Below are 17,108 nucleotides of genomic sequence, written 5' to 3'. Positions count from 1 at the left end.
GGCAAAAGGATCAGATATCGGTTTTCTCGCCGTACTCGCAAAGATCCTCAATCAGGCAGGAGCCGCAGCGCGGTTTGCGGGCAATGCAGGTGTAGCGGCCGTGCAGGATCAGCCAGTGGTGACAGTCTACTTTGAACTCTTTTGGCACCACTTTTAGCAGCTTTTCTTCTACCTGCTCAACGTTCTTCCCCGGCGCGAATTTCGTGCGGTTGCAGACGCGAAAGATATGGGTATCCACGGCAATGGTCGGCCAGCCGAAAGCGGTATTCAGCACCACGTTCGCCGTTTTGCGGCCCACGCCCGGCAGCGCTTCCAGCGCCTCGCGGCTTTCCGGCACTTCGCCGCCGTGCTGCTCCAGCAAAATACGGCAGGTTTTAATGACGTTCTCCGCCTTGCTGTTAAACAGGCCGATGGTCTTGATATAGGCTTTGACGCCGTCGACGCCCAGCTCCAGCATGGCGGCGGGCGTATTGGCAACCGGATAGAGCTTTGCGGTCGCCTTGTTAACGCTGACGTCGGTGGCCTGCGCCGAGAGCAGCACGGCGATCAGCAGTTCAAAAGGCGTAGTGAAAACCAGTTCCGTAGTGGGATGCGGATTGTTATCACGCAGCCGCACTAAAATTTGCTGACGTTTATCCTTGTTCACAGCGTGCTCGGTGCTCCTTTCGGCAGGCTGGCTTCTGCCGCCCTGCGGGCCGCACGGGCCTTCATCTTGTTATCAATCAGGTATTTCGCGGCCAGCAGCATCCCCAGGCCGATAAACGCGCCCGGCGGCAGCATCGCCAGCAGCATTGGCGAATCAAAATGCACAACCTGCACGCGCAGCACTTTCGCCCACGGGCCAAGCAGCTGATCGGCGCCGTTGAAAATGGTGCCGTTACCGATGATTTCACGCAGCGAGCCCAGCACGAACATCACGCTGGTGGCGCCCAGGCCAATGGCCATGCCGTCCAGCGCGGCCAGCGGCACGCTGCTGCGCGAGGCGACCGCTTCGGCGCGGCCCACCACGATACAGTTGGTGACGATCAGCGGAATAAAGATGCCTAACGACTGATAAAGCCCGTAGGCATAGGCGTTGATCAGCATCTGCACGCAGCTCACCACGGCAGCGATAATCATCACGTAAATCGGAATGCGGATATCGGCCGGCACCCAGCGGCGCGAGGCGGAAATCGCGCTGTTGGTGCAGGTCAGCACCAGCGTGGTGGCCAGGCCGAGGCCCAGCGCATTGGTGGCGGTAGAGGTGACCGCCAGCAGCGGACACAGGCCCAGCAGCTGAACCAGCGCCGAGTTATTTTTCCACAGCCCGCCGATCAGCAGGGTTTTGGCTTCACTCATTGGAGTCTCCACAGGTTGGCAGCGAGGCAAGCTGCCCCGGCAACGTTTCAACAAATAGCGTAGTGCGTTTTGTCGCATTCACTACCGCGCGCGGTGTGATGGTGGCGCCGGTAAACTGATCGAAATCGCCGCCGTCTTTTTTCACCGCAAAATGCTTATCATCTTTACCACTCAGCCTGACGCCGCTGAAGCTTTCAATCCAGTTAGAGATGCGCAGCTCTATTTTATCCCCCAGGCCCGGCGTTTCATGGTGTTCCACCACGCGCACGCCCAGTACTTTTCCGTTGAAGTCCGCGCCGACCAGCATCTGAATGGCACCAGAATAACCGTCGGGCGCGGTAGTCTCAACCGCTGCCGCCACCGGCCGGTCATCTTTGCGCGCCAGGTACAGGCGGTGTACACCGCTGCCCAGCGCCGGATTAGTGACGCTGTAACACTCCTGCTGAATCGGATTATTATACAGCTCCGGCGGCACCACCTGATCCAGCAGGCTTTTTTGCTGTAGCGTGGTCTGGTGGTCAATAGTCGGTTTGGTCACGCTGTTGATCACTGCGGTCAGACCGGTAGTGACAGCGGCGAACAGCGCCAGCGTCACGCCATTTTTACGAATCGCATCCAGCATTACTTTTCCTTACGATGGCCGTAAACGCGCGGCTGCGTGTAATAGTCGATCAGCGGCACGGTGATATTCGCCAGCAGCACGGCAAACGCCACGCCGTCAGGATAGCCGCCAAAGCTGCGGATAAGCCACACCAGCAGGCCAATCAGCACGCCGTAAAGCAGGCGGCCTTTATTGGTGGTCGAGGCCGTGACCGGGTCGGTGGCGATAAAAAAGGCGCCGAGCATGGTTGCACCGGAGAAAAGGTGGATCGCAGGCGACACCAGGCTTTCAGGCGAAAAGAACCAGCCGAGCGTGGAGAAGAGCGCCAGCGACAGCAGCATACTGGCCGGGATATGCCAGCGAATGCTGTTGGTGAGCAGCAGAAACAGACCGCCGACCAGATAGCCGATATTTACCCACTGCCAGCCCAGGCCGGCAATAACGCCGCTGTAAATGGGCAGGGCATGCAGCTGCTCCGCGCTGTGTCCGGCGCGCAGGCCGGTTTTAAAGGTATCCAGCGGCGTCGCCTGGCTGACGCCGTCTACGCCGATTTGCAGCTGCTGCATAGTGTGGCCATCAAGCGTCGACCCGTGAAAAATCATCTGCAGCGTGTCCCAGAAGGTGGGCGTGACCGACTGCAAAGCGTCCGGCGGCAGCCAGCTGGTCATCTGCACCGGAAAGGAGATCAGCAGCACCACATAGCCCACCATGGCGGGGTTGAAAGGATTCTGTCCCAGGCCGCCATACAGCTGTTTAGAGATCACCACGGCGAAGAGGGTGCCGATAATTATCACCCACCACGGCGCCAGCGGCGGAATACTGATCGCCAGCAGCAGCGCGGTCAGCAGTGCGGAATTATCGCCCAGCGTTTTGCCTAACGGCTGCTTGCGCAGCTTAAGGATGGCGGCTTCGGCACCGATGCCCGCCGCAGCGGCAATCGCGATTTGAATGAGGGTGCCCCAGCCGAAAAACCAGCACTGAGCCGCGATGCCGGGCAGGGTAGCCACCAGCACCAGCAGCATAATGGTGCTGGTGCTGCGGCGATTATGGGTGTAAGGCGAACTAGCGATGCGAAAAGCCATTTAATCCTCTTGCGTAGAATGCTGCGCCTTACGCGCTTTAACGCGAGCGATGGCCGCCGCCACTGCCGCTTTGCGGGGATCGTCATGTTCTGACGAAGGGATAGTCGTCGCCTGCGCGACCTGTTCCGCCGTTGTGGCCGCCTGGTGCTCTTCGACTCTCTGCTCGATATCGTCCGCAGCGGCTGCTTTCGCGGCCGCCGCTTTCTTCGCTTTGGCGCGGGCAATTGCGGCCTCAACGGCTGCCTTGCGCGGATCGACCTGTGCGGCTTCCGGCTGTTCGCTTACCTGTACGGATTGCTGTTCAGCTGCCTGCACGGGCTGGCTTTCGGTCGTCTGCACGGCGTCGTCAGCAGACGCTTTCGCGGCCGCCGCTTTCTTCGCTTTGGCGCGGGCGATAGCGGCCTCAACGGCTGCCTTACGCGGATCGACCGGTGCGGCTTCCGGCTGTTCGCTTACCTGTACGGATTGCTGTTCAGCTGCCTGCACGGGCTGGCTTTCGGTCGTCTGCACGGCGTCCACAGCAGACGCTTTCGCGGCCGCTGCTTTCTTCGCTTTGGCGCGGGCAATTGCGGCCTCAACGGCTGCCTTGCGCGGATCGACCGACGCGGCTTCCGGCTGTTCGTTTACCTGCACGGATTGCTGTTCAGCTGCCTGCACGGGCTGGCTTTCGGTTATCTGCACGGCGTCGTCAGCAGAGGCTTTCGCGGCCGCCGCTTTTTTCGCTTTGGCGCGGGCAACTGCCGCCTCAACCGCTGCCTTGCGCGGATCGACCGGTGCGGCGGCTGCCTGCACGGGTTGCGCCTGGGCTGCCGCTTCGCCTTCCGTCGTCGCTTTTTTCGCTTTGGCACGCGCGATAGCCGCTTCGACCGCTGCCTTACGCGGATCGCCTGCCTGACGCGTTGCCGGCTCGGTCTCGGACTGCTTTTCAGCCTGCTGCGCGCGCGCCTGCGCTTTCCGCGCTTCACGCTGCGCTACGGCCGCCGCAGTTTCCGCAGCCAATGCGTCTTCGCTGGTTGTCGTCTGCTTCGCTTTCACCCGCTCCAGCGCCGCTTCGACCTCGCCGCGATCCCGCTGGCTGACGGTGCGTTTTGCCTGCTGATGACGGTTTTCACGCGCCAGCTTTTCACGTTCCAGACGGGCCTGGCGTGCTTCAAAGCGCGCTTTTGCCTGCGCGGTGCGCTCCGCTTCCAGATCGATAGCGCGGATCTCCGCTTTTTCCTGGCGGTAATACTGCACCAGCGGAATATTGCTGGGGCAGACATAGGCGCAGGCGCCGCACTCAATGCAGTCGTCAATATTGTGCTCGCGCGCCTTATCGTGGTCGCCGCCCCGGCTGTACCAGTAAAGCTGCTGCGGCAGCAGGGCCGCCGGGCAGGCGTCCGCACAGGCGCTACAGCGAATGCAGGATTTTTCCTCTTCGCTATCGCCCATCTCGCTGGCGGAAGGGGCCAGGATGCAGTTGGTGATTTTCACCACCGGCACGTCCAGCGTTGGCAGCGTAAAGCCCATCAGCGGGCCGCCCATCACCACCATCTGGCCGGGGCCTGGCGTAAAGTCGGCCTGCTGTAACAGATGACTGATGGGCGTGCCGATGCGTCCCCAGACGTTGCCTGGGCGCTTAACGGCTTCGCCGGTCAGGGTCACCACGCGCTCGGTTAGCGGTTCGCCGTTGATAATGGCGCGTTTAACCGCCCAGGCGGTGCCGACGTTCTGCATCAGCACGCCGATATCGGTGGAGCGGCCGCCGTGCGGCACCTCCAGCCCGGTCAGAATTTTAGTGAGCTGCTTAGCGCCACCGGAAGGATATTTGGTCGGGATAACCCGGATCTGCATATCCGTCGCGCCGCCCAGCGCTTTTTTCAGCGCGGCGATCGCTTCCGGCTTGTTGTCTTCGATGCCGATCAGCACGCGCTCGGCCTGCAAGACCCAGCCCAGGATGCGGCTGCCTTCGATGACCTCGTCCGCGCAGTCCTGCATCAGACGGTCATCGGCGGTGATATAGGGTTCGCACTCGGCCGCATTGATAATCAACGTTTTTACGCCGCGCAGCCCGCCTCTCAGCTTGGTAGCGGTAGGAAAGCCCGCGCCGCCAAGCCCGGCCACGCCGGCCTGATGAATACGCTCGACTATCGCCGCGCGCTCATGCTGGCGATAGTCGGCCAGCGGATTTTTTTCAATCCAGCGATCTTCGCCGTCCGGCGTGATAAAAATGCACATTTCCGCCAGCGCGGAAGGGTGCGCCGTCATATGAGGCGCAATATCGTCCACGGTGCCCGAAGTCGGCGCGTGTACCGGCAGCATCCGACCACGGCCAAACGTCAACGGCTGACCGCGCAGCACTTTATCACCCGGCTTCACCAGCATTTCGCCCTCGTGGCCGATATGCTGCTTAAGAGGAATAATAAAGTGGGAAGGCAGCGGCAGCTGGCGCAGCGGCGTGCGGCTGGACTGGGTTTTCATTTCCGGCGGATGAATACCGCCCTGAAAATCCCACAGCTTCTCTTTTTTAAACAGCTTGAACAGGTTACGCATGGCTTTCCACAGAAATGACTTTGACCGGGATAGTTTGCAGATCCCACTTCCAGTTTGCCGTTGTGGTGGCGACCGGACGCATCTCGATGCAGTCAGTCGGGCAGGGCGCGACGCAGAGATCGCAGCCCGTGCAGACATCGCTCAGCACGGTATGCATGGCGCGCGTGGCGCCGACGATGGCATCGACAGGGCAGGCCTGGATGCATTTGGTGCAGCCGATACAGTTTGCTTCGTCAATCCACGCGACTTTGCGCTCGGGTTCCCGCGCCGCTTCGTCGCCCAGCGGCTGTGGCTCGACGTTCAGCAGCGCGGCCAGCTTGAGCATGGTCTGTTCGCCGCCGGGCGCGCACTTGTTGATCTGCTCGCCGTTGTTGCCCACCGCATCCGCATAGGGGCGACAGCCGGGATAGCCGCACTGTCCGCACTGGCTTTGCGGCAAAATAGCGTCGATCTGCTCGACGATAGGATCTTCTTCAACTTTAAATCGGCGCGAGGCATAGCCCAGCAGGCCGCCGAAAATCAGGCCCAGCACGCTTAATACCGCCACCGCAATCCATACTGCACTCATCAGAATTTCACCAGACCGCTAAAGCCCATAAATGCCAGCGCCATCAGACCTGCGGTCACCAGCGCGATAGAGGAGCCTTTAAAAGGCGCAGGCACGTCGGCCAGCACCAGCCGCTCGCGGATACCGGCAAACAGCACCATCACCAGCGAAAAGCCGATCGAGGCGCTGAAGCCGTACAGCGCGGCCTGTAAAAAGGTATGGTTCAGGTTGACGCTCAGCAGCGGCACGCCAAGCACCGCGCAGTTAGTGGTAATCAGCGGCAGAAAAATGCCCAGCAGCCTGTAGAGATCCGGGCTGGTTTTACGCACCACCATTTCGGTGAACTGCACCACTACCGCGATCACCAGGATATAGGCCATGGTGCGCAGATAAACCAGATCCAGCGGCAGCAGGATCAGATGATTCACCAGCCATGCGCAGATCGAGGCCAGGGTGATCACAAAAGTCGTGGCGAGTCCCATGCCAATCGCCGTTTCCAGTTTTTTGGAAACGCCCATAAAGGGACAGAGGCCGAGAAACTTCACCAGGACGAAGTTATTCACCAGCACTGTGCCAATAAAAAGAAGCAGGTAGTCGGTCATTTTTACGCCTGAGAAAAAATAAAAGCGGCTTATTATCGGTCATTCGCGGCCGGACAACAACATCAGCGCGCCGTAGAGCAGCAACGACCGCACGGAGGATTAAATTATCGCCTGTTTTTTCGACACCGAATGCGCCAGAAAGCGTGATTAAAGCGTGCAGTATAGCGGAAGGTGGCAGGCCGACCGTCAACGTAGCCTGTCAGAGATAAAAAAAACCGGGCGTTGCTCAGGCGAGCGGCAACGGCAGCCCGCCTTGATACAGGTTCAGGTTATAAAAACGCTGAGGATGGTACAGCGCGCCCGCGGGGGGAAGAGCTGCAGACTGGAGCAGGTAACAGGATCAGAACGGAAAACCTAAACGACATAATGCCAGACGGATTTGGGTACGCAGCCGAGATCGAACAGACGTCCACCCGAAGCCAGTTCAGCACGACGATGATCGGCGGCGCGATACATATCCATAATCTCTTTATTATCGGTCAGAGAATAGTTGAGATGATCAAACAGCTTCTCCAGGGTATCCGGAGAGCTTACTTTACGAAATTTTAACAGATAGTCTTGAACTGTCATGGTTGCCGTTATGATAAGAAATGAGGAGTTTTAAGTATATGACCAGGCAAGGGGCTGTCTATAGTAGAAAATGCACATTCACGGTAAATTCAGAATAAAGAGTAAGGCATTTCCGCATCCTGCCGCCGTGATTGTCGACTTTAATTAGCATTTGCCCGACTCTTGTTAATAAATGTTATCAGTGTTAATAACTGGATCCAACGGGATGTGGTATTGCTCACAAAATAACGTTTTGCTCTTGCTACAGGCTATTTACGTAAGTCGGCAGATACGGTGCTTCTCTTTGTAATCGCTTTCATGAAGCAGACGGATAAGCGCTTATCTTTATTACACTTATTTAACAATGACTTTTCCGCCTTGACGTATATTTTATCCATATTCCTTTCTTCACTGAAAATCCCTGCCGTTTTGCCCCGCCTTAATTGCTGAATTTTGTGAGCATTGTCGTAAATGTTTTTTTCTGGCTGAGCCACCCTTAAGCGGCAATCACACCCGGATAATGACCCCCGTCAGAGGAACAGACCTATGTGGAAACGTTTACTTTTAACCACGCTGATTGGCGCGGCGCTGAGCGGTAACGCGCTGGCAGAAAACCTAACGGTTGGCTTTTCTCAGGTTGGCTCCGAATCGGGCTGGCGAGCGGCGGAAACCAGCATGGCCAAAAGCGAAGCGCAAAAACGCGGCATCACGCTGAAAATTGCCGACGGACAGCAAAAGCAGGAAAACCAAATCAAAGCGGTGCGCTCGTTTATCGCGCAGGGCGTGGACGCCATCTTTATCGCGCCCGTGGTACAAACAGGGTGGGAACCGGTGCTTGAGGAAGCTAAAGACGCCAAAATCCCCGTGTTCCTGCTGGATCGCGCCATCGTGGTAAAAGATAAATCGCTCTATATGTCCGTCGTCACGGCGGATAACGTGCTGGAAGGCAAGCTGATTGGCGACTGGCTGGTCAAAGAGCTGGCCGGTAAACCCTGTAATGTTGTGGAGCTACAGGGCACCGTCGGCGCCAGCGTGGCGATAGATCGCAAAAAAGGCTTTGCCGAAGCCATTGCTAACGCGCCCGGCATTAAAATTGTGCGCTCGCAGTCCGGAGACTTTACCCGCAGCAAAGGTAAAGAAGTCATGGAGAGCTTTATTAAAGCGGAAAACAACGGCAAGAACATCTGCATGGTTTACGCCCACAATGACGATATGGCGATTGGTGCCATTCAGGCCATTAAAGAAGCCGGCCTTAAGCCGGGCAAAGATATTCTGACCGGCTCGATTGATGGCGTGCCGGATATTTACAAGGCGATGCTGGCAGGCGAGGCTAACGCTAACGTCGAGCTGACGCCTGATATGGCCGGCCCGGCATTCGACGCGCTGGAGAAATTCCGCAAGAACGGCGCCCAGCCGCCAAAAATTATCAAAACCGAATCGAGGCTCTTTTTGCCAGCCGACGCCCAGGCCCAGCTGGATAAGAAAAAAGGAATGGGTTACTGACACCTTTGCCGTCCGCTTGTCGGACGGCGCTGCTTTCGAGGCCAGCCATGACCAGCTCATCGCAAACATTGCCGCTGCTCAGCATCAGCGGACTGAGTAAAAGTTTTCCCGGCGTCAAAGCGCTGGCAGGCGTTTCTTTCGATCTACAGGGCGGTGAAATCATGGCGCTGCTGGGCGAGAACGGCGCGGGTAAATCCACCCTGATTAAAGTGTTGACCGGCGTTTACCGGCGCGATGCGGGCACCGTTACGCTGGCGGGCCAGGCTATCGATCCGCGCAGCACGGCGGAGGCCCAGCAGGCGGGGATAGGTACCGTCTATCAGGAGGTCAATCTGTTGCCCAACATGTCGGTCGCGGACAACCTGTTTATCGGGCGCGAACCGCGTCGGCTGGGGATGATCGATCGCCGCCGCATGAATAAAGAGGCGCGAACGCTGCTGCACAATTACGGCTTTGAGCTGGACGTGACGCGCCCGCTTGGCCACTATTCGGTTGCGATGCAGCAGATTATCGCTATCTGCCGCGCGGTCGATCTCTCCGCACAGGTGCTGATCCTGGATGAGCCAACGGCCAGCCTGGACGCCAGCGAAGTGACGATGCTGTTTACGCTGATGAACCAGCTGCGCGCGCGCGGCATGGGGCTGATTTTCGTTACCCATTTTCTGGACCAGGTATACAAAATTTGCGATCGCATCACCGTGCTGCGCAACGGCCAGTTTGTTGCTACGCGAGAAACGCACGCGCTGCCGCAAATCGAGCTGATTAAGCTGATGCTGGGGCGCGAACTGCTGGAAACCGCCCTTCAACGCGCGGGCAGCACCTTAAAAAGCCATCAGCCGGTGGTGGAGTTCAAAGATTACGGCAGGAAAGGGACGATAGAGCCCTTCAGCCTTAGCGTTCGTCCCGGCGAGGCCGTTGGCCTTGCCGGTCTGCTGGGCTCCGGACGCACGGAAACCGCAGAACTGCTGTTCGGCATTAAAAGCGCCGACAGCGGCAGCGCCTTCATCAGGGGAAAACCCCGCACTATCCGCACGCCCGCGCAAGCCTCGCGCACGGGAATCGGCTTCTGTCCCGAAGATCGCAAAACCGACGGCATTATCGGCGCGGCCTCCGTGCGGGAAAATATCATTCTGGCGCTACAGGCCCAGCGCGGCTGGCTCAGACCTATCGCCAGGCGCGAGCAGCAGCAGATAGCCGAACGCTATATCAAAAGCTTAGGCATTCGGACGCCGCATGCCGAACAGCCGGTGGAGCTGCTGTCCGGCGGCAATCAGCAAAAGGTGCTGCTCTCCCGCTGGCTGGTGACCAAACCGCAGTTTCTGATCCTGGACGAGCCGACGCGCGGCATCGACGTTGGCGCGCACGCGGAGATTATCCGGCTAATCGAAACGCTTTGCGCGGATGGCCTGGCGCTGCTGGTTATCTCTTCTGAACTGGAGGAACTGGTCGGCTATGCGGACAGGGTGATTATCCTGCGGGATCGCCGACAGGTTGCGGAGATCCCGCTGGAGGATCTCTCCGTCACCGCTGTGGTTAAGGCGATAGCCGCCGGAGGAACCCATGCTTGAGACAAGGCTGATGAAAAAAACCGCTTCGGGACGGAAACTTCCGCCGGGCATGCCGCAGCTCGCCGCGCTGATCCTGGTGCTGCTGGCGGACAGCCTGGTGGCAAACAACTTCTTTGCCGTGCATCTTCAGGACGGGCGGCTGTTCGGCAGCCCGATTGATATTCTTAATCGGGCCGCGCCGGTAGCGCTGCTTTCAATCGGCATGACGCTGGTGATTGCCACCGGCGGCATCGACCTGTCGGTAGGCGCGGTGATGGCGATTGCCGGTGCCACGGCGGCCACGCTGACCGTTTCCGGACACAGCCTGCCGGTCATCGTGCTCGCCTCGCTGGGCAGCGGGCTGCTGTGCGGCTTGTGGAACGGCGTGCTGGTGGCGCTGTTAAAAATCCAGCCTTTTGTGGCGACGCTGATTTTAATGGTGGCCGGGCGCGGCGTTGCCCAGCTGATTACCCAGGGGCAAATCGTCACCTTTAACAGCGACTCGCTGGCGCAGCTGGGCAGCGGCACGCTGTTGCTGCTGCCGGTGCCGGTATGGATAACCCTGGTCGTGGCCCTGCTGGTCTGGCTGCTGGCAAGAAAAACCGCGCTGGGCATGTTTATCGAAGCGGTGGGGATTAACCTGCGCGCCGCGCGCAACGCCGGGGTCAACGGCTGGGCGGTGGTGATGACAACCTATATCATCAGCGGACTGTGTGCCGCCGTGGCGGGGCTGATTGTCGCGGCGGATATTCGCGGCGCGGACGCCAACAATGCCGGGCTGTGGCTGGAGCTGGACGCTATCCTCGCCGTGGTTATCGGCGGCGCTTCGCTGCTGGGCGGCCGGTTTAACCTGCTGCTGTCGCTGCTGGGCGCGCTGACTATTCAGGCCATGAATACCGGTATTCTGCTTTCCGGCTTTCCGCCGGAGCTGAACCAGGTGGTCAAGGCCGTGGTGGTGATGGCAGTGCTGCTGCTGCAATCGCCCGCCTTTCTGCAACTGTTTAAGCGAGGTCGCCGTGATTAAACGCTATTTGCCGTTAATGATTACGCTGCTGGTGTTTGTGGCGGGCTACCTGTTCTGCCTGGCGCAGTATCCCGGCTTCGCCTCCACCCGCGTGATCGCCAATATCCTGACCGATAACGCCTTTTTAGGGATTATTGCCGTTGGCATGACCTTTGTGATCCTCTCCGGCGGTATCGATCTGTCGCCGGGCGCGGTGATCGCTTTTACCGGCGTTTTTCTGGCGCGGGCCATTGGCGATTTTCATCTCGATCCCTGGCTGGCGTTTGCGCTGGTGATGGTGCTTGGCTCGGCATTCGGCGCGCTGATGGGCTGGCTGATCGACGCGCTGAAAATGCCTGCTTTTATTATCACGCTGGCTGGCATGTTTTTTCTGCGCGGCAGCAGCTATCTGGTGTCGGAAAGCTCTATCCCCATCGATCATCCGCTGTACGGCACGCTCTCTTCGCTGGCCTGGAAAATTCCCGGCGGCGGGCGGCTCAGCCTGCTGGCGCTGATTATGCTGGTGGTGGTCGCGGCGGGGATCCTGCTGGCGCACCGTACGCGCTTTGGTAACGAAGTCTATGCTATTGGCGGGAATATCACCTCCGCGCGCCTGATGGGCATCGGCACGCGCAGCGCTACCGTACGTATCTATATGCTCTCTTCTGCGCTGGCGACGCTGGCGGGCATCGTGTTTTCGATCTATACCTCGGCCGGTTACGCGCTGGCGGGCATGGGCGTAGAACTGGACGCCATCGCGTCGGTGGTGATCGGCGGCACGCTGCTCTCCGGCGGCGTCGGCACGGTGCTCGGCACGCTCTTTGGCGTGCTGATCCAGGGGTTAATCCAGACCTGGATTAACTTTGACGGTACGCTCAGCTCATGGTGGACCAAAATCGCCATTGGCATCCTGCTGTTTGCTTTTATCGCGCTGCAAAGGCTGCTGACGGCAGTCTGGGATCGCCAGCAGAATGCGCCGGTGAAGCGTCTGAGCTGACTCGACTATTTTTTGCCGAAGAGGTAAACCGCACTGATTTATCGTGATTGTAATCACAGTATGCCCCGTCGGCAGTTGTGGGAACGGCCGTCGCGGGCTTAGTGTCATCCACGGCAGGGCGTAACCGCAGGGCGGGCGAAACCTGAAAAAAGAGCGTGAAATATTCCGCTTTTTTTTCAGGTTTTTTTTCGCCTGTTAGTCAGGGAAGGCATCGCAGCAGCACGCGTGATAACGCACCAGGAGGGGGTATGCAGAACGGCATCAATTTTCAGCTCATGGCCAAGCCTCCCGGCGCGGCCTGCAATCTTCGCTGTGATTACTGCTTTTATCTGGAAAAAATCCAGCTTTATCCGCAGCATACCGCGCACAGAAAAATGGATGACGCGACGCTGGAAAACTATATTCGTCAGACCATTGCAGCCCAGCACGCGCCCGTCGTCGACTTTATCTGGCAGGGCGGCGAACCAACGCTGGCGGGCATCGATTTCTACCGTCGAGCGCTCGAACTTCAGCAGCGTTACGCTCAGGGCCGGCAAATCAATAATTTTTTCCAGACCAACGGCGTCAATCTTAACGACGACTGGGCGCGCTTTTTCAAACGGCACCGCTTTCTGGTGGGGCTTTCGCTGGATGGCGACAGCATCACGCACGACCGTTACCGGCGTTCGCGTGCGGGCAAAGGCACCTTTAACGAGGTGATGGCCGGGCTGGCCTGCCTGAAACGTCACCATGTCGACTTTAACACGCTAACGGTAGTCAACGCCGATAACGTCGCCAGACCAAAGGAGATTTACCATTTTTTGCGCCGCGCAGGCAGCCGCTATATGCAGTTTATTCCGCTGGTGGAGCGACGAGCGTCCGAGCCAGACGCCAGCGGCCTGACGCTGGTCACGCCGGATTTCAAAGGTGACTGCCGGGTCGCGCCCTGGTCCGTACCCGCGCTGGCTTACGGCCGCTTTCTTAACGCGATTTTCGACCACTGGGCGCAGCACGATATCGGCGCAATTTTTGTGATGAACTTTGAACAGACGCTGGCGAAGCTGGTCGGCCAGCCCGGCATCTGCGTACAGAGCGAAACCTGCGGCGGTAATCTGGTGGTAGAGGCGCAGGGCGATATCTATTCCTGCGACCATTTTGTTTATCCGCAGCACCGGCTGGGCAATATCAACCATGATGATTTACGCACGCTGGTGAACGGCGAGAAGCAGCGCGCGTTCGGCCAGCGCAAGCTGACCCAGCTGAATCAGGCCTGCCTGCGCTGCGACGCCAGATCGCTTTGCCATGGCGGCTGCCCCAAACATCGTTTTCTGTATGCCGAAGGAGACTGGCCGCAAAACTATTTCTGCGCGGGGCTGGCGTTGCACTACCGGCACGTGCTGCCGGTGATGCAGCAGATACTCTCGCTGGCGCAGCAGGGAAAAAGCGCGCCGCAGCTGCAAAAAAGCATCCGGCGATATTACCAGGGGCTGCGCCCCTGAACCAAACGGACGAGCGCGCAGGTCGTCGCCGTCCGGTTACCGTCACGGAGGATAAAGTTATGAAGAAAACAACCTTAACCGCGCTGGCGCTCTGCTGCCCGGTATTATATCAACCCGCTACGGCGGCCCCGCCGCCTGCGGCAGGCGCGTCGGCAAAACCCAATATCGTTTATATCCTGCTGGACGATCAGCGCTACGACGCCTTCGGTTTTATTAACCCGCTGATCAAGACGCCGCATATGGATGAGATCGCCCACAACGGCACCTGGTTTAAAAACGCTTTTGTTACCACATCGCTCTCTTCGCCCAGCCGGGCTTCTATTCTTACCGGGATGTACGCGCATAACCATGGCGTAGCGGACAATAATCCGACCGATCTTTCGCGGCTACGCTATTTTCCGGAGCTGCTGCAAAAGAGCGGCTATCAGACCGCCTTTTTTGGCAAATGGCACTTCGGCGGCGCGGACAGCACGGCGAAAGCGGGTTTTGCCGGATTTGACCGTTGGGTAGGGCTGCTGGGCCAGGGCGACTATTATCCCATCAATATGTTCGGCGAACCGGCGATGCTGAATATCGACGGTAAGCTCACGCCGCAACAAGGCTACATTACCGACGAGCTGACCGACTATACGCTGGACTGGCTTGACCATACCGACAAGTCCAGACCCTTTATGGTTTATCTGTCGCACAAGGGCGTTCATGCCGATTTTTATCCCGCCGTGCGCGATAAGGGCAAACTTTCCAGTGTGACTTTCCCGCTGCCGGAGACGTGGGCCGATACGCAAGAAAACTACGTCGGCAAGCCAATGTGGGTAAAAAACCAGCGTAACAGCTGGCACGGCGTGGACTATCCCTATGACAGGAAAATGGATCTCCAGCAGTTCCAGCGCGACTACTATGAAACGCTGATGGCGGTGGACGACAGCGTGGGGCGCGTGCAGGCGTGGCTGAAGAAAAACGGCCTGGCCGATAACACCATCGTGATGGTGATGGGCGATAACGGCTTTATGTTCGGCGAGCATGGTCTGATCGATAAACGCGCCGCCTACGAGGAGTCGATGCGCGTGCCGCTGATAGCGTCCGGTCCCGGTTTCGCTAAGGGCAAAGTGGTCGAGGATGTGGTGGCGAACATTGATATCGCGCCGACCCTGCTGGATGCGGCGGGCATTGCGAAACCGGCGAACTACGACGGCAGCAGCTTTCTCGGGCTGGGTACCGGCCGTAAAGATTTGCCGCCGCGTAAGGATTACTTCGTCTATGAATATTTCTGGGAATACAACTTTCCCTATACGCCGACTACCTTTGCTATTCGCACGCCGCAGTATAAATACATTCAGTACTACGGTATCTGGGATAAAGAGGAGCTGTACGATATCGCCAAAGATCCGCATGAGAAGCACAATCTGATCGACGATAAATCCAAAGCGATGATCGAAACCAAAATCGCGCTGCGCAAAAAGCTGTTTGACGGTCTGAAAGATCATCAGGGCAACAGTATTATTCCCTACAACGAGCGCACCAGTCAGGGCGTGGTGTTCCGTTATCGGGAAGGCGGAAAGAAAATGGCCGATTTTCCGGCGGAGTGGCTGCGTGGTGACAATCCCCGGGACAAATACGACGGCGTGCTGCCGGACCAGTATCAGAAAGAGAAAGCAGACGAGCAGGTGTTCGCCTCTTTTGAAAAAACGGAGGCGCTGATCCACCAAATGCTCCAGCAGCCAGCCCGATAGCGGCGGGGAGCCCGTCCGGCGACAGATAAAATAAAAGCCCCGACGTCTCCGTTGGGGCTTTATATGCTTGCCAGATCGGCAGGCTTAACGCTGGTTCAGCCGATAGTACGCCTCGTTCCAGCGCAGCGCGTCCTTAAAGCCGTGCAGCGTGGTTTCTTCGTCAATCACCAGCACCTCAATACCGTGCATTTCGCCGTACTGACGCATATCCTCCACCGTCAGCGCCTGGCTGAACACGGTATGGTGCGCGCCGCCGCCGAGGATCCAGGTTTCGGAGGCCGTTGCCAGCGAAGGCTGTGCGCGCCACAGAGCGCGGGCTACCGGCAGCTTCGGCAGCGGTTTTGGCTGCTCCACGGCGTCGACGACGTTAACCAGCAGGCGGAAGCGGTCGCCCATATCGATCACGCTGGCGTTTACCGCGCGTCCGGCTGGCGTGGAGAAAATCATGCGCGCCGGATCGGCCTTGCCGCCAATGCCCAGATACTGCACGTCAATCAGCGGACGGCTTTCTTTGGCGATGGAAGGGCAGACTTCCAGCATATGCGAACCCAGCACCAGCTCGTTGCCCGGCGAGAAGTGATAGGTGTAATCCTCCATAAAGGAGGTGCCGCCCGGCAGACCGGTCGCCATCACTTTAAAGATGTGCAGCAGCGCGGCGGTTTTCCAGTCGCCTTCGCCGGCAAAACCGTAGCCCTGGCCCATCAGTCGCTGTACCGCCAGGCCCGGCAGCTGGGTCATGCCGTGCAGGGTCTGGAAGTTGGTGGTGAACGCCATGCAGCCTTCGGCCTGCAAAAAGCTTTTGATCCCCAGCTCGATGCGGGCCGCATCCAGCACGTTCTGTCGCTTCTCGCCGTTGGCTGCCGCCGCTGGCGTAAAGTCATACAGGCTCTCGTATTCATCGATCAGCGCGTTGACGTCGCCATCGCTGACGCCGTTAATCACCTCCACCAGGTCGCCCACGCCCCAGCCGTTAACCGAGTAGCCGAACTGGATCTGCGCCGCCACTTTATCGCCTTCCGTTACCGCTACTTCGCGCATATTGTCGCCAAAGCGAGCGACCTTAAGCTGCGAGCTGGCCTGCTTAGCGGCAGCGGCGCGCATCCACTTGCCGATGCGCTCCTGGGCAGTTTTATCCTGCCAGTGGCCGGTGATCACGCTGTGCGGTAGCCGCATCCGCGCGCCGATAAAGCCGAACTCGCGGCCGCCGTGCGCGGTCTGGTTCAGGTTCATAAAGTCCATATCCATGCTGTCCCACGGGATCTCCGCGTTGAACTGGGTATGGAACTGCAACAGCGGCTTGTTCAGCACCGACAGGCCGCCAATCCACATTTTGGCGGGCGAAAAGGTATGCAGCCAGGTGATGATGCCTAAACACTCGTCGGCATAGTTCGCCTCGCGGCAGAGCGCCAGCGCCTCGTCAGGGCTTTTCACCAGCGGCTTGAGCTGAAGACGAAACGGCAGATTGCCGTCGCGGTTAAGCCCGTCCACCACCTGCTGAGCATGATGCTCCACCTGACGCAGCGTCTCACTTCCGTAAAGGTGCTGTGTACCGATAACAAACCAGACGCTGAGCGCATTGAGCTGAGCCATACTTTCTCC

Annotated in this window: 15 protein-coding genes; 6 read left to right on the top strand and 9 right to left on the bottom strand. The window is 58.7% G+C overall.

Annotated elements, in window-relative coordinates:
• Nucleotides 1-10: 10 nt before the first annotated feature.
• From nth to ydgT, 8 genes are all read right to left on the bottom strand, one after another.
• Nucleotides 11-646, bottom strand: a complete 636-nt coding sequence (gene nth, locus AB6T85_RS03500) for an endonuclease III (RefSeq protein WP_253454364.1) — start codon at nucleotides 644-646, stop codon at nucleotides 11-13.
• Entirely contained in the window at nucleotides 643-1,338 is a 696-nt protein-coding gene (locus AB6T85_RS03495) for an electron transport complex subunit E (protein ID WP_369894807.1), read from the bottom strand. Before AB6T85_RS03495 ends, nth begins: the two co-directional genes overlap by 4 nt.
• Complete coding sequence (gene rsxG, locus AB6T85_RS03490) at nucleotides 1,331-1,960, bottom strand: electron transport complex subunit RsxG (protein WP_301253434.1); 630 nt, start codon at nucleotides 1,958-1,960, stop codon at nucleotides 1,331-1,333. The genes AB6T85_RS03495 and rsxG overlap by 8 nt, the downstream gene beginning before the upstream one ends.
• Complete coding sequence (gene rsxD, locus AB6T85_RS03485; protein ID WP_253454361.1) at nucleotides 1,960-3,021, bottom strand: electron transport complex subunit RsxD; 1,062 nt, start codon at nucleotides 3,019-3,021, stop codon at nucleotides 1,960-1,962. The genes rsxG and rsxD overlap by 1 nt, the downstream gene beginning before the upstream one ends.
• A complete protein-coding gene (gene rsxC / locus AB6T85_RS03480; protein WP_369894806.1) occupies nucleotides 3,022-5,553 on the bottom strand; it encodes an electron transport complex subunit RsxC in 2,532 nt (843 codons plus the stop codon).
• Nucleotides 5,546-6,121: an electron transport complex subunit RsxB gene (rsxB, locus tag AB6T85_RS03475; protein WP_125290113.1), complete on the bottom strand. Its 576-nt coding sequence runs from the start codon at nucleotides 6,119-6,121 to the stop codon at nucleotides 5,546-5,548. Before rsxB ends, rsxC begins: the two co-directional genes overlap by 8 nt.
• Entirely contained in the window at nucleotides 6,121-6,702 is a 582-nt protein-coding gene (gene rsxA, locus AB6T85_RS03470; protein ID WP_034914646.1) for an electron transport complex subunit RsxA, read from the bottom strand. The genes rsxB and rsxA overlap by 1 nt, the downstream gene beginning before the upstream one ends.
• Before the next feature lie 354 nt (nucleotides 6,703-7,056).
• On the bottom strand, nucleotides 7,057-7,272 hold the full coding sequence (ydgT, locus tag AB6T85_RS03465) for a transcription modulator YdgT (RefSeq protein ID WP_125290112.1): 216 nt from the start codon (nucleotides 7,270-7,272) through the stop codon (nucleotides 7,057-7,059).
• 525 nt (nucleotides 7,273-7,797) lie between these two features.
• Here ydgT and ytfQ point away from each other — a divergent pair.
• The 6 genes from ytfQ (at nucleotide 7,798) to AB6T85_RS03435 (ending at nucleotide 15,509) form a co-directional block, all read left to right on the top strand.
• A complete protein-coding gene (gene ytfQ, locus AB6T85_RS03460) occupies nucleotides 7,798-8,754 on the top strand; it encodes a galactofuranose ABC transporter, galactofuranose-binding protein YtfQ (protein WP_253454359.1) in 957 nt (318 codons plus the stop codon).
• A gap of 47 nt (nucleotides 8,755-8,801) precedes the next feature.
• Nucleotides 8,802-10,322 carry a galactofuranose ABC transporter, ATP-binding protein YtfR gene (gene ytfR, locus AB6T85_RS03455; RefSeq protein WP_369894805.1) on the top strand — a complete coding sequence of 507 codons (1,521 nt, stop codon included), beginning with the start codon at nucleotides 8,802-8,804 and terminating at the stop codon, nucleotides 10,320-10,322.
• Nucleotides 10,315-11,325 carry a galactofuranose ABC transporter, ATP-binding protein YtfT gene (gene ytfT, locus AB6T85_RS03450; RefSeq protein ID WP_253454357.1) on the top strand — a complete coding sequence of 337 codons (1,011 nt, stop codon included), beginning with the start codon at nucleotides 10,315-10,317 and terminating at the stop codon, nucleotides 11,323-11,325. The genes ytfR and ytfT overlap by 8 nt, the downstream gene beginning before the upstream one ends.
• Nucleotides 11,318-12,301: a galactofuranose ABC transporter, permease protein YjfF gene (yjfF, locus tag AB6T85_RS03445; RefSeq protein ID WP_253454356.1), complete on the top strand. Its 984-nt coding sequence runs from the start codon at nucleotides 11,318-11,320 to the stop codon at nucleotides 12,299-12,301. The genes ytfT and yjfF overlap by 8 nt, the downstream gene beginning before the upstream one ends.
• A 248-nt stretch (nucleotides 12,302-12,549) precedes the next feature.
• Entirely contained in the window at nucleotides 12,550-13,779 is a 1,230-nt protein-coding gene (locus tag AB6T85_RS03440) for an anaerobic sulfatase maturase (protein WP_369894804.1), read from the top strand.
• Nucleotides 13,780-13,838: 59 nt separating this feature from the next.
• Nucleotides 13,839-15,509, top strand: coding sequence for a sulfatase family protein (locus tag AB6T85_RS03435; protein WP_369894803.1), 1,671 nt, complete (start codon nucleotides 13,839-13,841; stop codon nucleotides 15,507-15,509).
• An 84-nt stretch (nucleotides 15,510-15,593) separates the two neighbouring features.
• On the opposite strand, the gene araA is transcribed toward AB6T85_RS03435, so the two are convergent.
• Nucleotides 15,594-17,099, bottom strand: coding sequence for an L-arabinose isomerase (gene araA / locus AB6T85_RS03430; RefSeq protein WP_301250963.1), 1,506 nt, complete (start codon nucleotides 17,097-17,099; stop codon nucleotides 15,594-15,596).
• Between the last annotated feature and the right edge of the window lie 9 nt (nucleotides 17,100-17,108).

This window comes from Erwinia aeris (assembly GCF_041224955.1).
Taxonomy (GTDB): Bacteria; Pseudomonadota; Gammaproteobacteria; order Enterobacterales; family Enterobacteriaceae; genus Erwinia; species Erwinia aeris.
Note: the sequence above shows the minus strand (reverse complement) of the source record. Positions and strands in the feature narration are given on the sequence as shown.